Origin of the sequence: Bizionia sp. M204, assembly GCF_023205095.1 — a bacterium.
GTDB classification, from domain to species: Bacteria; Bacteroidota; Bacteroidia; order Flavobacteriales; family Flavobacteriaceae; genus Algorimicrobium; species Algorimicrobium hallyeonense.
The window spans coordinates 2,089,762-2,105,284 of sequence record NZ_CP046242.1 but is presented as its reverse complement, the minus strand read 5'-3'; the positions used below and the strand labels follow the sequence as shown (position 1 = coordinate 2,105,284).

Here is a 15,523-nt window from a genome sequence, read left to right as displayed (position 1 = left end):
TGTTCCAAAAAAAGGAATTTGGGTAAACGCATGCTTTGAATTCGTGAGACGCTATTTTGAGTAAGGGAAATTTCTTCAACTTCCTTGAGGGTAGAAGTTAAAACGATCAATACTAAATATCATTTTGAATAGTTATCTTTGAATAATGGATGACTTTAATATGAAAAAGCTGCTTTTATGTTTCTTATTTCCCGTTTTTACTATGGCCCAGCAGACCTTGGATGATGTGGCGTTATTGCTGGAACAGAAATATTATAAGCAAGCCGAAACTCTAGTGAAACCGTATGTAAATGCCAATCCAACCAACCAACGAGCTGTGGAATTATTAGGCGATGCTTATGGATATCAAGCCAAATGGGATGCCGCTATTAGTCAATATGAAACCTTGGTTGTTATGGACCCTAATAAAGCCAATTTCCATTATAAATATGGTGGTGCTATGGGAATGAAAGCGCTGGAAGTCAATAAAGTAAGCGCTTTCATGTTAATCGACGACATAGAAGATGCGTTTTTAAAGGCGGCCGAATTGGATAGCAAGCATATTAATACGCGTTGGGCTTTGGTGGAATTGTATATGCAACTACCAGGTATTGTTGGCGGAAGCGTTAAGAAATCCTTGAAGTACGCCAATGAGTTAGAAGCACTTTCTAAAGTGGATGGGTATTTGGCTAAAGGCTATATTTATGAGTATGATGACGAACCCGAACTAGCCGAAACCTATTATAAACGCGCCATTACCACTGGTGGTTCTATTACTTGTTTTGATAAATTATCTAGCTTTTATGAAAAGCAACAGCAACCGGAAAAAGCAATTGCGACTATTGAAGCCTCGCAAAAAAAGCACGAACGCAATGCCGTTCATTACCAAATAGGAAAAGTAGCCGCCGAGTATAATTTGCAGTTGGAAAAAGGTGAAAATTGCCTGAAAACCTATATCGAGAATTATTCCGTGGAAGATGGTGTGCCAAAAGCTTGGGCAAATTACCGATTGGCGCAGATTTACAAACATCAGAATCATAAAAAAGAGGCGCTCAAACATATAAATTTAGCTTTGGCCGAATTGCCTGAAATTGATGTTTTTTCGGTTGAAAAAGCGGCTATTTTAAACCTTTAGAAACTTAATAATTTACCGGTGTTCACATTTCTACTTCCATTTGCAATGTGTATATTTGAATTCTACAAAATTTAATTATGAACGTACATTTTATAGCCATTGGTGGAGCTGCTATGCACAATCTTGCCATTGCTTTACACAATAAAGGATATCAGGTAACTGGTAGTGATGATACTATTTTCAATCCGTCTAAATCCCGTTTGGAAACCAAAGGTTTATTGCCAGAATCATTTGGGTGGTTTCCAGAAAAAATTAGTTCCAGTTTGGATGCTATTGTTTTAGGGATGCACGCCAAATCTGATAATCCGGAATTGCTAAAGGCGCAAGAACTCGGTTTAAAAATATATAGTTATCCGGAATTTCTGTACGAACAATCTAAAAATAAAACCCGTGTGGTAATTGGCGGAAGTCATGGGAAAACCACAATAACCTCTATGATTTTACACGTTATGCACTACCATGATCGGGATGTGGATTATATGGTTGGTGCACAATTAGAAGGTTTTGATGTCATGGTGAAACTCACCGAGGACAATGATTTTATAGTTTTGGAAGGCGATGAATATTTAAGCTCACCTATTGATAGGCGACCAAAATTTCATTTATACAAACCCAATATTGCGTTGTTGAGTGGTATTGCTTGGGACCATATTAATGTGTTTCCAACCTATGGCAATTATGTAGAACAGTTTAAAATATTTGTAGATAGTATTGTTAATGGTGGCAGTATAACTTACAATTCCGAAGATGCTGAAGTCGCGAGCGTTGTAGAAGCGTCTGAAAACACCATTCGTAAATTACCGTATAACACACCAGAATATACGGTTGAACATGGTGAAACGCTTTTAGAAACCCCTGAAGGACCGTTGCCCATTGAAATTTTCGGTAAACACAATCTGAATAATTTAGCGGGCGCCAAGTGGATTTGCCAGCACATGGGTATTGACGAAGATGATTTCTACGAAGCCATTGCCACCTTTAAAGGCGCTAGCAAGCGATTAGAAAAAATTGCCGAAAGTAAAACCAGCGTTGCCTATAAAGATTTTGCACATTCGCCCAGTAAAGTGTCTGCTACTACCCAAGCGGTAAAAGCCCAATACGAAGACAAAACACTAATTGCCTGTTTGGAATTGCATACCTATAGTAGTTTGAATGCCGAATTCTTAAAGGAATACAAAGGTGCTTTAGATGCTGCTGATGTGGCTGTTGTTTTCTATTCGCCAGATGCGGTTGAAATTAAGAAACTAGATGCTGTTTCTCATGAACAAATTGCCCATGCGTTTGAACGTAACGATTTAATTATTTATACCAATTCCGAAGAATTTAAAACCTTCTTGTTTTCTCAAGATTTTAATAACAAAGCCTTGTTGCTCATGAGTTCTGGAAATTATGGCGGATTGGATTTTGATGCGGTTAAGGGGTTGTTGAGGTAGTTTTGGGTTGTCGTTTACGGATTTAGCTACGGTTTTGTTGCGTGAAAATCCGCGAGGATTTTCCACCGTAAACCGAAGAATAGCAGATTTGCGAGGACTTCCGAGAGGAAAGTCAGAAACAATGAACTATAGCTGGTGTTGTGTGTAGTTTTTTATTTTTCCAAATTATCAATAATTTTTTCAATAGAATTAAATAAATGCGACTTGTTTAATTTAATCCATTTAATTTCATTATATTTTTGTTCATATAAAGGGATAAGCATTTCAGTTAAATGAGTTGTCTTTAAATGACTTTTATAATATTCTAAAGTTTCTTTTAAAACATTTCTTCTTAATTGATTTTTTATAGAATATTTATCTTCTTTAATCATTTGTGAAGATTCTATATTGTTTAGGAAGATTTCTAAATTTTTATAATATTCGGCTGATTTTGAGTTTTCATAAACGACACTTCTTATCTTAAAAAGATTTTTGTTATATCTTTTTAAGATTAATTTCTCTTCATTTAATATTGTTTTTTTAACTCTATCTGATTCGAATTCTTCATCATTTGTAAGGTTTCTTATCAAAGGGAATATGCCTTCGAAAATATTTAAAATTTTGAAAGCGTCATTCTCGTTTTCAAGCCCACTCTTTTCATTTCCTTCGTTAAATAGGTTATGTATTTCCTTTTCAAAATTAGCCTTGATATTTTGACTTAAAATTATTTTATTTTGTTCCGTTGAGTTTTTTAGTGCTTTGGCGTAAATTATAACTGCTATTAATGATATCAAAGGAGTTATAATCATTGAAATTAATTCAATATTTAATAAGTAACCATTTATCTCTATCATTTATTATTTGTTCTGTTTTTTGTAAATTATACACTACGTTATAATATGAATCCATTTCAATGATTTATATTATAAGTATCCTGCCTTTTGGCAGACAGGAACGAAGTTCGTCATATTTTTTCAAAACAGCAATAAGTAGTTCTATGTATATTTTACTAAACAACGCAATGAATTAGAAGTCTCATATCTAAATAAAAAAACCACAAAACAATAAACTAAAATAAAGGCCGTTACACTATACAGAACCAGCCAACTAACTATTTATTCGAAACACAATTACGTTTTTTAATCACCTTAATTTTTTAAAATATGATACGTAATTTGTTGTTTATTCTTCTTTTAGTATGTGCTTTTTCATGTTCCTCTGATGATGATAGTGGAACGCAACCAGCCAATGGAATTAGCGATCCTGGATTTTATGGTTTGCAAGTTGGTAATGCATGGGTTTATAAAAGCTATCAACGAAATCCAAGCACAGAAACCTATGATGATACAGGCGTTGTAGATTCTATAAGTATTGTTGGTACAGAGGTAATTAATGGTCATACCTATTTTAAGTTTAGACGATTAACAACTGGTAATGCTAGTGATGCACCACTTTTAAGCTCCAATGGCGAGTATTTTGAGCTTGTAAGAGATTCCTTGGGAAATTTAATTTACGATGATGGCAGCATAAAATTTACACATTCCGATTTAAGTGAACGAACCATTACCATTCAATCTTGGGGAACTATTTTTGAAACCTTAACTGCAAATGAAGCGCAAATGACAGTTGAAGCTGGTGCATTCACTTGCAACTATTCAGAGCGTTATGCCAAATCACCAGAAGGTGAACAATTTCCGGGTTTAGACCGTTATTATTATGCGGATGGAATCGGACTTATTTATGATACAACGTCCTTTGTCAGTACATCCCATCATACGGTTGAGCGTCGTTTGGATAGCTATAATGTGCAGTAAAAACGTAAATCTAAATTTAACCTACTGGTTACGGTTGCCTTAACGCATAAATAGCATTTTTTAAATTATCTGCATCTTGTTTACCAACGACTAGTTTAAAACCATGGCATTCTAATAAATTAATGGAAGCGGTATTGTTTTTCTGTGTGTAGGCTTCAATAGATTTCAAGTTTATAGAATTAAACCCAAAATTAATAATGGCTTTTAGCGCTTCATTCATAATGCCTTTGCCTTGGGAGTTTGGGTGTAAATCGTAACCCACTTCTGCTTTTTTTCTGTCTTCTGAAAAATTCCATAAACAAATGCTGCCTATCATTTGGTTATGGCCTTGTTCTGTAATCACCCAATATAAAGAGCTATTTGTTTCAATAGCTTGGCAAATTTTAGCTATAAACGCTAGGGCTTTCTCTTGGGTTTCCGCAGGTGCTCTTTTTACAAATTTATTGACATCTGGATCCGAACGTAAAAAGGAAATAGCTTCCCAATCGGAATGTGTTAGCTTTCGGAGTCGTAAGCGTTTGGTTAGTATTTCTGTGAATAGACTCATGGTAGATGTTACGTACTTACGCGGCCGTATTTTTTGATTAACGGGTATTATTTATCCAGTTTAATTTTCTTTTTATTCTCGTATCTAAAATCGTTCAACTCTTTTAGTTCAGCAGCAGTTTTCGCTTTCCATTCTTCAATTATTTCATTATTTCTGCCACTTTCAGTTTCCTTTACTAATTCCAAACGGCTTTCTGAAAATTCACTCAAAATATCATTGTTAATTTGCTTTATAATATCAAAACCTTTAGCAATTTTTTTCTTATTCTCTAATGCGCGCTTTCTAAATTTTCTTGCGTGAATTTCTGCCAAGTCAAATTGCAATTGTTGAAATTCTATTTGCTTATCAATTTCGCCAACCTTTGTCGTATCAATCCACGAGGCGTTTCCAAGGAAAATATTTTCTATTTTTTGGTTCAAATTCCGCTGCATAAAATCAAAACCACCAATGGCATGATGTATCATAAATTGACTATAAACAGCCTCGTTATTCTCATCGCTAATTTTTATTTTAAAATCGTCAACGGCTAACGGATGTTCTGCACTCCATCTTTTTTGTCTCTCTTGTAGGTTTTGTCCAAATGTTTTATTTATAATACTACACACTATAATTAATCCTAATAATGCCCTTTTCATGCGTCTTCTTGTCAACTTGTTAGCAATTATTGGATCTAGGTAGTCAACCAGATCCAACTTTTAAATATGTTCGCAAATCTAATCCATTTCTACATATTTATATTTCCATTTTTTCAATTTTTAGTAAATTGCAGCCATGAGCAATAACTTTGAAAATGAGTTTTTCGGTATCGGGATTCAAAATGGTAAAACACCAGAAAATTTGGGTGTACTTTGGCGTTCGGCTCAAAATTTAGGTGCTAGTTTTATATTTACTATTGGAAATCGCTATGCCAAACAAGCTTGCGATACGCATAATGCTGTAAAAGCCATGCCGTATTTTCATTATGAAACTTTTGATGATTTTTTAAAAAACCTACCTAAAGGCGCCCGAATTGTTGGTGTGGAATTAACCGATGAAGCCGAAAGTTTAGAAACCTTTCACCATCCCAGACGCTGTGTCTATTTATTGGGTGCGGAAGATCATGGTTTATCCAATCAAGCTATTGAAAAGAGCCATTTTTTAGTTAAATTCAAGTCGGAATTAAGCCTTAACGTATCCGTGGCTGGAAGTATTGTTATGTATGATAGGGGAATAAATAAACCAAGGTCGTAACTTTGCCACTATAAAACCGCACGCACATGAATCATAAAGCTGGATTTGTAAATATTATTGGAAACCCAAATGTTGGGAAGTCTACATTAATGAATGCCTTTATTGGCGAAAAACTATCCATTATAACCTCCAAGGCACAAACCACGCGTCATCGGATTTTGGGTATTGTTAATGGTGATGATTTTCAGATGGTCTTATCTGATACACCAGGAATAATCAAGCCTGCTTACGAAATGCAGGAATCCATGATGGATTTTGTAAAATCGGCTTTTGACGATGCGGACGTTTTGATTTATATGGTTGAAATAGGCGAAAAGGAACTGAAAGACGAGGCGTTTTTCAACCGCATAACCAATTCAACAATTCCGGTTTTATTACTCTTAAATAAAATTGATAAATCAGATCAAGATCAATTAGAAGCGCAAGTTCAATTGTGGGCCGCTAAAAGTGCCAAATGCCGAGATTATGGCCGTTTCTGCTTTAGAAGGTTTTGGCGTTCGCGAAGTATTTGATAGAATTATTGAATTACTTCCAGAATCACCACCTTTTTATCCAAAAGATCAATTAACCGATAAACCAGAGCGGTTTTTTGTAAATGAGATTATTCGCGAGAAAATATTAATGCATTACAAAAAAGAAATTCCTTATGCGGTAGAAATTGATACCGAAGAGTTTTTTGAAGAAGATGACATTATCCGTATGCGTTCCGTTATTATGGTAGAGCGTGAAACCCAAAAAGGCATTATTATTGGCCATAAAGGTTCGGCTTTAAAGCGCGTAGGTGTGGAAGCAAGAAAAGATTTGGAAAAGTTTTTCGGTAAACAAGTTCACTTGGAATTGTATGTTAAAGTGAATAAAAATTGGCGAAGTAATCAACGTCAATTAAAGCGTTTTGGCTATAATCAATAGTTGAATTATGCATTTTGAGTCTGTGGTGAGCATGGGTCAGTTTGCTTGAATTTGGTTTTTATTTGACACTAATTAAGCTTATGCGTTAATAATTTTTTCCATAAATTCATGGAGTTCATGCATTTGGTCTTTACTAGAATCACGACCAATACGTCCCGCAAAATACATGCCTATCCAGATAATAACCATGAGAACCATGACACCAATTTGAATGGCAAATTCGTTATCCAGCGTCCAATTGGAATAGGCCCAAACGCCAAACCCAATAAATAAACCACCCACAATAAAGTGAAAAAACATAAACATGGTCCATACCGTTGGATTGGGTCCAAATAAGCCATGGAGCATAGCCGTTTCGTGGTTTACCTCATTGACTTCTAAATGCAGTTGCGGCGACCAAAAATGCTGTTTGCTTTTTGGGAGTTTTAAAAAAATATGATCGTCAATAATGGAAATTATATATTCAGATTGTTGCTTTTTAGCATCAGCAAATAGCTGGATAACGTCGGTATTGCTTTGGGGAAGCTCCTTTTTAAAGCGTGGACGTAATACAATTTCATCTGTATGTAAACTCATTATTGTCTGACTATTAAGTTTTTAATTACCTGAATACGATTTCTTTTTTTAAAATACATATTTTAAACATGCACTAAATATAACGAAATCATTAGCTTATCATTATATTTGCACCAAATTTTGTAATAACATGAGTAATATAGTTGCCATAGTTGGTCGTCCAAATGTTGGAAAGTCCACCTTCTTTAACCGTTTAATTCAACGTAGAGAAGCTATTGTGGATGCCACAAGTGGTGTAACCAGAGACCGCCATTATGGAAAAAGTGACTGGAATGGCCGTGAGTTTTCAGTCATAGATACTGGCGGTTACGTAAAAGGAAGTGATGATGTTTTTGAAGCTGAAATTGATAAGCAAGTTGAAATTGCTATTGATGAAGCCGATGCTATAATTTTTATGGTAGATGTAGAGTCTGGCGTAACAGGTATGGATGAAGATGTTGCTAAATTGCTTCGTAAGGTGTCCAAACCTGTTTTTTTAGTTGTCAATAAAGTGGATAATGCCAAGCGCGCAGAAAACGCTGTGGAATTCTATTCATTAGGTTTAGGCGATTACTTTACCATTGCTAGTATAAATGGTAGTGGAACTGGCGATTTGCTAGATGCCCTAGTGGACGCCTTGCCAGAAAAAGAAATTGAAGAAGAAACGGAATTGCCTCGTTTTGCAGTGGTTGGTCGTCCAAATGCTGGAAAATCATCATTTATAAATGCCTTAATTGGAGAAGATAGATACATTGTAACGGATGTTGCTGGAACCACTAGAGATTCTATTGACACGAAATACAACCGTTTTGGTTTCGAATTTAATCTGGTGGACACCGCAGGAATTCGTAAAAAATCCAAGGTTAAAGAGGATTTAGAATTTTATTCAGTTATGCGTAGTGTGCGTGCTATTGAACATTCGGACGTTTGTTTGGTGGTATTAGATGCCACGCGTGGATTTGATGGGCAAGTTCAAAACATATTCTGGTTAGCCGAACGAAACCGTAAAGGGATTGTTATTTTGGTTAACAAATGGGATTTGGTTGAAAAAGATACCAAAACAACCAAAGAATTTGAGAAACATATTAGAGAGCAAATGGAACCCTTTACGGATGTGCCCATTGTTTTTATCTCCGTATTAAATAAACAACGTATTTATAAGGCTATCGAAACGGCTGTTGAGGTTTATAATAATCGAAACAAAAAGATCAAGACGAGTAAGCTAAACGAAATTATGTTGCCTATTATTGAAAACTATCCACCACCAGCTTACAAAGGTAAGTTTGTGAAGATAAAATACATTATGCAGTTGCCAACACCGCAACCGCAGTTTGCTTTTTTCTGTAATTTACCACAATACGTAAGAGATGGTTATAAGCGATTTTTAGAAAATAAACTACGTGAGCACTTTGATTTTCATGGTGTTCCTGTGAGCGTTTATATGCGTAAAAAGTAGATTAAACCCTTATTTAATAAACAAACCCACTCAATTGCAAGTGGGTTTTTGTTTGCCTTTAAGCTTTCATTTGTAAGATTTTATAACAAAAGTTTATGCTTTTTTTAAGACCCTTCATACTTTAAACAATTTATATTCGTTTCCTTAAAAACCCAACCAAAATCATCAATCAATCATGAAGAATTTATTCTTTGTAGTCTTCTTTTTTGCTATATCAGTAGCGTTTTCGCAATCTAGACCTATTCAAATTTCAGGTAAAATTATTTCTGTAGATGAACAATTACCGTTGGAATCTGCAACCGTTCATTTGGAGCGTTTGTCGGATAGTACCGTTATTACCTATACTATTTCAGATAAGGAAGGTAAATTTAGTTTAGAAGATCGTATTTCAGATAAATCGGTAAAACTGCACGTCTCCTATGTAGGGTATAGAACCTATACGAAAACTATTTCGTTAAGCAATCCAGTGGTTAATTTAGAAACCATAAATTTAGATGTGAGTAATGAATTGGATGAAGTTTTAATCAAATCATCAGCGCCAATTACTATTAAAAAAGATACTTTAGAATTTAATGTGAGTTCGTTTAAAACGAAAAAAGACGCAACTGTTGAAGATCTTTTAAAAGAATTACCAGGTGTTGAAGTTGATGAAGACGGTAAAATAAAAATTAACGGTAAAGAGGTGAATAAAATTCTTGTTAATGGTAAACCCTTTTTTGGAGATGATCCGACCATTACCACTAAAAACTTAACAAAAGAATTGATTGAAAAAATTCAAGTGGTGGATACCAAAACCAAAGCAGAAGCTTTTTCAGGCGAAGAAGTAGATGGTGAAAATAAAACTATTAACTTAACTATTAAAGAGGAAAATAACAAAGGGGTTTTTGGTCGTGTAGCGGCAGGAGCTGGAACAAACGAGCGTTATGAAGGCGCAGGAATGCTAAACTATTTTGATAACGACCGTCGTTTAAGCGTGTTGGCTGGTGGAAATAATATTAATTCGCCAGGATTTAGTTTTGGAGAAATCCGTAAAATGTTTGGTGGCGGTTATAGTATGTCCATGTCAAGTAATGGGGCTTTTACTATTGATGGTCGGTCTTTTGGTGGTGGAGAAGGGATTACCAAATCACAAAACGCAGGTTTAAATTATGCGGACAAAATTGGTGAAAAAACAGATGTATCAGCCGATTATTTCTTCTCTGGAAGTAGTTCTGAAAACAAAACGGCTTCCCAACGTGAAAATATTTTACCAGATTCTCGATATTATACCAATTCCGTTTCTAGTAGCTATAATGATAGTGATAGTCATTCTGCTAATGTGGGGTTTGATATTGAAGTAGATTCTACATTTTTAATTAACGTTGATCCCTCATTCCGATATTCTAAAAGTACCAATACCTACAATGCAGCGGAAGAATCTTTAAATAATGACAACCTTTTAACCAACAATTCAACATCCAATTCCTATGTGGAGAATACAGGTAAAAATTTTAGAAACAATATTAATATCACTAAAAAGTTTGGTAAAAAAGGTGCATTTGTAAGGGTAAATTTAACCAATGAAATTAATACACGAGAATCTGAAGATTTTTTAACATCGGTAACCAATGTTTATGGGGAAGATGTAAACAATCCTAATAACCCAGATTACGTTTTAATAGATCAAACCGAACGTGATCAATTTACAAATGGAGAAGGTGATGTTACTAATTTTAAATCCAGTATAAATTATCGTTTACCATTAATTGCAGAGAAGTTGTTTTTAGATTTTGATTATGCTTATGCACGCGATAAAAGTACCGACACCAAAAGTACTTTTGATAAAGATACGCAAGGTGATTTTACGGTTTTTAATGAAGATTTAAGTACAGATTTTGAATATTTAGATGAAAGTATGACGCCTGGTATGGGTTTAAGTTTTCGTAATAAAATATGGTCGTCAAGAATTGGATTTAATTATGTGTATAGAACATTAGGAAACACGGATTTATTACGTCCAGAGTTGAGTATTGAAAAACGTTTTGAAGCGCTGGAATTAAATGGCTATTTACGCTATAAGTTTAATCAAAAATCATCCTTTTGGTCTAGCTACCGTTTAAACAATGAGCCACCTAGATTATCGCAACTACAGGCGTTTCAAAATGTGTCAGATCCATTGAATACTATTGTTGGTAATCCTAATTTGGAACCATCCAACAGTCATCGTATAAATTTAGGTTTTAATGCGTTCGATTGGCAAAAACGTACCGGATTCTATTCCTATGTTGGTGGTACTTTTACAAATAACCAAGTAGTTTCTAAAACCACAGTTGATGATAATTTTGTAAGAACAACAACCTTTGCTAACGTAGATGGTAACTACCAGTTTTATGCCAATATGGATTATAGCAAGGATGTTAAAATTGATAGTTTGCGAACGGTAAAAGTAAGCGTTGGTGTTAACGGAAATTTAAGACGAAACATCAACTTTAATAACGAGGTTCAATATGCAAGTAAAGTGCGAGAATTATCGCCAGAAGTTGGGCTTCGTTTTACATGGAAAGATGTTATGGAATTCAGACCACGTTACTCCGTTTCTTTTACAAAAAACAAATACGATTTGGATGAGTTTGAAGATCGCGAATTTTTAGAACATAATTTAAATTTTTCAACAGCATTATTCCTGCCTAAAAAGTTTGAATGGCGAAATGATATTGATTTTAACTACAATCCAAATATTGGTGTCGGGTTTCAAAAAAGCGCATGGTTTTGGAATTCTACTTTAGCATATTCAGTTTTAAAGGACGCAGGAACTGTTACGTTAAAAGTTTATGACTTGTTAGACCAAAATACGAACGCCAGACGAACGGCAACCCAAAACTACATTCAGGATTCGCAAAGTACCGTTTTAGAACAATATTTCATGTTAAGCTTTAGCTGGAAATTTAATAGCTTAGGGAGTAAAGGTGAAACCAAAGATGATAACTTCTATTGGGATTAAGCAAAGCCTAATTTACCAACATAGAGACTCATGTCTGTTCTAGCGCAGTCGAGAACTTCTTCTTTTTTAGTAAAAGGAGGTATCAACCGCACTAGACGACCTGACAACGACTTAAATGAAAAAGCGATTTTAGTTCAAACTAAAATCGCTTTTCTATTTTTCATTACTCATTACTCATTACTCATTACTCATTACTCATTACTACCATCCTCCAGATGCGCCTCCACCTCCAAAGCCACCGCCTCCGAAGCCACCGCCAAATCCGCCGCCTCCAAAGCTGCCTCCAGACGATCCTCCGAAACCACCTGATGAACCACCATAGCCACCACGTCCTAGATTACTTAAAATAATAGCGTCTAAAATGCTAAACCCTCCAGATTTATTGTTTCCAGAACCATTGTTTCCGCCACCACGTCGGCTTTTAGAAATAGCAATAATGATAAAAATAAATACTATAAAGAGGAAGAAGAAAAAACCTATGGGAGAGCCACTGGAATCACCTTGTCGTGAACCTTGGTACTCGCCAGTCATTACTTCAAAAATAGCATCTGCACCTCGGTTTAGACCACCAGGATAATTATTTTGTTTAAAGAAAGGGATGATATCATTTTGTATTATACGTTTGCTCATGGCGTCTGTAAGCAAATGCTCCACACCATAACCGGTATTGATGGCAATTTTCTTGTCATCACGCGCTAATAAAATTAATACACCATTATCTTCTTTTGCTTGACCAATTCCCCATTTCTGCCCCCATTGTGCCCCTAAATAGTTTATGTTTTCACCATTAGTTGATGAAATAATAGCAACTACAATCTGCGTGGATGTGGTATCCGAATATTTGACTAATTTATTTTCTAAAGCCCTTTTTTCTGGAGCCGATAATAAACCTATATAATCATAAACACTGGTCTGTTCTTTCGGGATTTCAGGAATAGTAAACTGTGCCAAACTAGATTGCATACCTACAAACAGCATAACACAAATAAGGCTAAACTGTTTAATAGATAAAGGTGTGAAAATGTAATTTTTTAAGTTTGGCATGTTTGGCTTTTATCCTTTTGAAATGGTATCAGGTAACTCATTCTTATCATTGTGCTCCCAAGGGAAATGTTGTTCTAAAGCCTTGCCAGCTTTTAAAATTCCATCTACTAAACCTTGTTTAAAGTTTCCTTGTTTAAATTGAGTTTGAATGGCATTACGGGTTGTATCCCAGAAATCATCTGAAACCACATCGTTAATGCCTTTGTCGCCAAAAATTACAAAGTTTCTATCTTCTACAGCCACATAAATTAATACACCATTTTGCTGCTTGGTATTATCCATTTTTAAATAATGGAAAACTTCCATCGCACGATCAAAGACATCAATCTTGGATGTCTTTTCTAAATGAACACGAATTTCACCAGAGGTGTTTTTTTCAGCTTCGCGAATAGCCGCAATAATAGCTTGCTCTTCGTCTGCAGTTAAAAATTCTTCAATTTTAGACATAGCTCTTAAAATTCAAAATCAACATCAGGTGCATTTTCACTTCCTGGATCGGCTTTATATCTAGGCATTTCTTCAAATCCAAAAATTCCTGCTAAAAAGCTTCCTGGGAATTTTTTAATATGCTTGTCATAAATATTTACCGATTCGTTATAACGATCTCTTGCTACATTAATACGGTTTTCAGTGCCTTCTAATTGTGATTGTAACTCCAAGAAGTTTTGATTTGCTTTCAATTCAGGGTAGCGCTCTACGGATACTAATAATTTAGATAATGCGCCACTTAAGCCCGATTGTGCTTGTTGAAATTGCGCCATATTATCTGCAGTTAAATTGCTGGCATCAATAGTCGTGGACGTTGCTTTAGCACGTGCTTCTATAACTTCTCTTAAGGTTGTACGTTCAAAATCGGCAGCACCTTGAACTGTTTTTACCAAGTTTCCAATTAAGTCGTTACGACGTTGGTAGGAGCTTTCTACATCTGCCCAAGCTGTTTTAGCGTCTGCTTCATATTCTACTGCTGTATTATTGAATCCAACAGCCCAAGAGTAAATTGCTACTGCAAGAACGCCAATAATTATAACAGGAATTAACCATTTTTTCATAATAAGTTGTTTTTAGTGTTTAGTATAAAGTTTGTATGTATTAGTTGCGGTTTTTATTAAAATGTTACAACTGTTCTTTAATTTTAATAAGTTGTGCTTTGACATCTTCTAACTTGCTAATAATTTCAAAATTATTAAGTGTTTGCTGTTTCTCTTCTTTTAAGTGAATTTTAGCACCATCAAGCGTAAACCCACGCTCTTTAACCAAATGAAAAATGAGTTTCAAATTCTGAATATCATCAGGTGTAAATTTCCGATTGCCTTTAGCATTCTTTTTCGGCTGTAATACATCAAACTCTTTTTCCCAAAAACGGATTAAAGAGGTGTTTACACCAAAAGCCTTGGCAACTTCACCAATTCCATAATAACGTTTTTCGGGTAAGTTGATATGCATTAGTCTAAAGATTGGTTTTCAAGCGTTGCATGTTTTAAAAGCTCGTCAAATTCTTCGGCTGAAAGATTGCCATAATAGAAATTTAACGGATTGATGCGTTCATCATCTTTAAAAATCTCGTAATGTAAATGTGCTCCTGAAGAACGGCCTGTATTTCCAACAAAACCAATTAAATCACCACGTTTTACTTTCTGGTTTTTCTTGACGTTATATTTATAAAGGTGCCCATATAAACTAACATAGCCAAAGCCATGATCAATCCGAATATGTTTGCCATATCCTGACGATTGGCTATCAGCACGCGTTACAACGCCATCACCAGAAGCGTAAACAGGAGTGCCTCGCGGCGCCGTAAAATCCATGCCGTAATGGAATTTCCGAACCTTTGTAAAGGGATCTGTTCTATAGCCATAACCAGATGCCATGCGTGTTAAATCTTCATTGCTTACAGGTTGAATGGCTGGAATAGCTTCCAATAATTTTTCTTTTTCTTCAGCTAGTTTAGCAATTTCATCTAATGATTTGGACTGCACTACAATTTGTTTTTGTAGCATATCAATACGCTTATTGCTTTCTATAATAAGTTTAGAGTTATCAAAACCTTCCAAGTTTTTGTAACGGTTTACACCGCCAAAACCAGCGCGTCGTTGTTCATCAGGAATTGGGTTGGTTTCAAAATATAATCGATAGATATGGTTATCACGATTGGCAACATCCTCTAAAACCAATTGGGCTTGATCCATTTTTTTGTTTAACAATTGATACTGCAATTGCATATTAGACAGCTCGCGTTTTAATGCCTTTTCTTGAGGCGATTCAATATATTGACTGGTAATAAACATAGTAAGAAACCCAAATAATCCAGCGGCTAAAATAAAAAGCCCGATGTATTTAAAGGTGCGTCTTTTCCTGCGCTCAATTTTCCTGTAGGAGAGCGTTTCAGAATCGTAATAATATTTTACCTTACTCATTGGCTAAATTTACTATTTTTGCAGTTAATTAGAATAGAATAATTAATT

15 protein-coding genes and 1 pseudogene are annotated in these 15,523 nt (G+C 35.1%); 7 read left to right on the top strand and 9 right to left on the bottom strand.

The window, feature by feature from the left end; translation table 11 throughout:
• The first annotated feature begins 160 nt into the window (after positions 1-160).
• Positions 161-1,114 carry a lipopolysaccharide assembly protein LapB gene (locus tag GMA17_RS09655; RefSeq protein ID WP_248395461.1) on the top strand — a complete coding sequence of 318 codons (954 nt, stop codon included), beginning with the start codon at positions 161-163 and terminating at the stop codon, positions 1,112-1,114.
• A gap of 77 nt (positions 1,115-1,191) precedes the next feature.
• Positions 1,192-2,547, top strand: a complete 1,356-nt coding sequence (murC, locus tag GMA17_RS09650; protein ID WP_248395459.1) for a UDP-N-acetylmuramate--L-alanine ligase — start codon at positions 1,192-1,194, stop codon at positions 2,545-2,547.
• 152 nt (positions 2,548-2,699) lie between these two features.
• On the opposite strand, the gene GMA17_RS09645 is transcribed toward murC, so the two are convergent.
• Positions 2,700-3,380 (bottom strand): hypothetical protein, encoded by a 681-nt coding sequence (locus tag GMA17_RS09645; protein ID WP_248395457.1) that lies wholly within the window; start codon positions 3,378-3,380, stop codon positions 2,700-2,702.
• A 309-nt stretch (positions 3,381-3,689) separates the two neighbouring features.
• On the opposite strand from GMA17_RS09645, the gene GMA17_RS09640 reads away from it, so the two are divergent.
• Entirely contained in the window at positions 3,690-4,340 is a 651-nt protein-coding gene (locus GMA17_RS09640) for a hypothetical protein (RefSeq protein ID WP_248395455.1), read from the top strand.
• A 28-nt stretch (positions 4,341-4,368) separates the two neighbouring features.
• Here GMA17_RS09640 and GMA17_RS09635 read toward each other — a convergent pair whose 3' ends face one another.
• A complete protein-coding gene (locus tag GMA17_RS09635; RefSeq protein ID WP_248395453.1) occupies positions 4,369-4,887 on the bottom strand; it encodes a GNAT family N-acetyltransferase in 519 nt (172 codons plus the stop codon).
• A 47-nt stretch (positions 4,888-4,934) separates the two neighbouring features.
• Positions 4,935-5,522, bottom strand: coding sequence for a hypothetical protein (locus GMA17_RS09630; protein ID WP_248395451.1), 588 nt, complete (start codon positions 5,520-5,522; stop codon positions 4,935-4,937).
• Between the two features lie 136 nt (positions 5,523-5,658).
• On the opposite strand from GMA17_RS09630, the gene GMA17_RS09625 reads away from it, so the two are divergent.
• Both GMA17_RS09625 and era read left to right on the top strand, forming a co-directional pair.
• On the top strand, positions 5,659-6,117 hold the full coding sequence (locus GMA17_RS09625; RefSeq protein ID WP_248395449.1) for an RNA methyltransferase: 459 nt from the start codon (positions 5,659-5,661) through the stop codon (positions 6,115-6,117).
• A gap of 26 nt (positions 6,118-6,143) precedes the next feature.
• A pseudogene (gene era, locus GMA17_RS09620) lies at positions 6,144-7,026 on the top strand (GTPase Era).
• Positions 7,027-7,104: 78 nt separating this feature from the next.
• On the opposite strand, the gene GMA17_RS09615 reads toward era, so the two are convergent.
• On the bottom strand, positions 7,105-7,602 hold the full coding sequence (locus GMA17_RS09615) for a GTP-binding protein (protein WP_248395447.1): 498 nt from the start codon (positions 7,600-7,602) through the stop codon (positions 7,105-7,107).
• A gap of 130 nt (positions 7,603-7,732) precedes the next feature.
• Here GMA17_RS09615 and der point away from each other — a divergent pair, with 130 nt between their 5' ends.
• Positions 7,733-9,037, top strand: coding sequence for a ribosome biogenesis GTPase Der (gene der, locus GMA17_RS09610; protein ID WP_248395444.1), 1,305 nt, complete (start codon positions 7,733-7,735; stop codon positions 9,035-9,037).
• A gap of 175 nt (positions 9,038-9,212) precedes the next feature.
• A complete protein-coding gene (locus GMA17_RS09605; RefSeq protein ID WP_248395442.1) occupies positions 9,213-12,017 on the top strand; it encodes an outer membrane beta-barrel protein in 2,805 nt (934 codons plus the stop codon).
• Positions 12,018-12,218: 201 nt separating this feature from the next.
• Here the strand turns inward: GMA17_RS09605 and GMA17_RS09600 are convergent, their stop codons facing one another.
• From GMA17_RS09600 to GMA17_RS09580, 5 genes are all read right to left on the bottom strand, one after another.
• The gene (locus GMA17_RS09600; protein WP_248395440.1) at positions 12,219-13,061 is read right to left on the bottom strand and encodes a YgcG family protein; all 843 of its coding nucleotides are present in this window, start codon (positions 13,059-13,061) and stop codon (positions 12,219-12,221) included.
• Positions 13,062-13,070: 9 nt separating this feature from the next.
• Positions 13,071-13,508 (bottom strand): TPM domain-containing protein, encoded by a 438-nt coding sequence (locus GMA17_RS09595; RefSeq protein WP_248395438.1) that lies wholly within the window; start codon positions 13,506-13,508, stop codon positions 13,071-13,073.
• Positions 13,509-13,513: 5 nt separating this feature from the next.
• Positions 13,514-14,110, bottom strand: coding sequence for a LemA family protein (locus GMA17_RS09590; RefSeq protein WP_248395436.1), 597 nt, complete (start codon positions 14,108-14,110; stop codon positions 13,514-13,516).
• Between the two features lie 64 nt (positions 14,111-14,174).
• On the bottom strand, positions 14,175-14,504 hold the full coding sequence (locus GMA17_RS09585; RefSeq protein ID WP_248395434.1) for a MerR family transcriptional regulator: 330 nt from the start codon (positions 14,502-14,504) through the stop codon (positions 14,175-14,177).
• Positions 14,504-15,475 (bottom strand): M23 family metallopeptidase, encoded by a 972-nt coding sequence (locus tag GMA17_RS09580; protein WP_248395433.1) that lies wholly within the window; start codon positions 15,473-15,475, stop codon positions 14,504-14,506. Before GMA17_RS09580 ends, GMA17_RS09585 begins: the two co-directional genes overlap by 1 nt.
• Positions 15,476-15,523 lie beyond the last annotated feature (48 nt).

Bases quoted from the DNA above. Each gene is read 5' to 3' on its own strand.
- GMA17_RS09655 (WP_248395461.1), top strand. From the start codon at position 161: ATGAAAAAGCTGCTTTTATGTTTCTTATTTCCCGTTTTTACTATGGCC.
- murC (WP_248395459.1), top strand. From the start codon at position 1,192: ATGAACGTACATTTTATAGCCATTGGTGGAGCTGCTATGCACAATCTT.
- GMA17_RS09645 (WP_248395457.1), bottom strand. From the start codon at position 3,380: ATGATAGAGATAAATGGTTACTTATTAAATATTGAATTAATTTCAATG.
- GMA17_RS09640 (WP_248395455.1), top strand. From the start codon at position 3,690: ATGATACGTAATTTGTTGTTTATTCTTCTTTTAGTATGTGCTTTTTCA.
- GMA17_RS09635 (WP_248395453.1), bottom strand. From the start codon at position 4,887: ATGAGTCTATTCACAGAAATACTAACCAAACGCTTACGACTCCGAAAG.
- GMA17_RS09630 (WP_248395451.1), bottom strand. From the start codon at position 5,522: ATGAAAAGGGCATTATTAGGATTAATTATAGTGTGTAGTATTATAAAT.
- GMA17_RS09625 (WP_248395449.1), top strand. From the start codon at position 5,659: ATGAGCAATAACTTTGAAAATGAGTTTTTCGGTATCGGGATTCAAAAT.
- GMA17_RS09615 (WP_248395447.1), bottom strand. From the start codon at position 7,602: ATGAGTTTACATACAGATGAAATTGTATTACGTCCACGCTTTAAAAAG.
- der (WP_248395444.1), top strand. From the start codon at position 7,733: ATGAGTAATATAGTTGCCATAGTTGGTCGTCCAAATGTTGGAAAGTCC.
- GMA17_RS09605 (WP_248395442.1), top strand. From the start codon at position 9,213: ATGAAGAATTTATTCTTTGTAGTCTTCTTTTTTGCTATATCAGTAGCG.
- GMA17_RS09600 (WP_248395440.1), bottom strand. From the start codon at position 13,061: ATGCCAAACTTAAAAAATTACATTTTCACACCTTTATCTATTAAACAG.
- GMA17_RS09595 (WP_248395438.1), bottom strand. From the start codon at position 13,508: ATGTCTAAAATTGAAGAATTTTTAACTGCAGACGAAGAGCAAGCTATT.
- GMA17_RS09590 (WP_248395436.1), bottom strand. From the start codon at position 14,110: ATGAAAAAATGGTTAATTCCTGTTATAATTATTGGCGTTCTTGCAGTA.
- GMA17_RS09585 (WP_248395434.1), bottom strand. From the start codon at position 14,504: ATGCATATCAACTTACCCGAAAAACGTTATTATGGAATTGGTGAAGTT.
- GMA17_RS09580 (WP_248395433.1), bottom strand. From the start codon at position 15,475: ATGAGTAAGGTAAAATATTATTACGATTCTGAAACGCTCTCCTACAGG.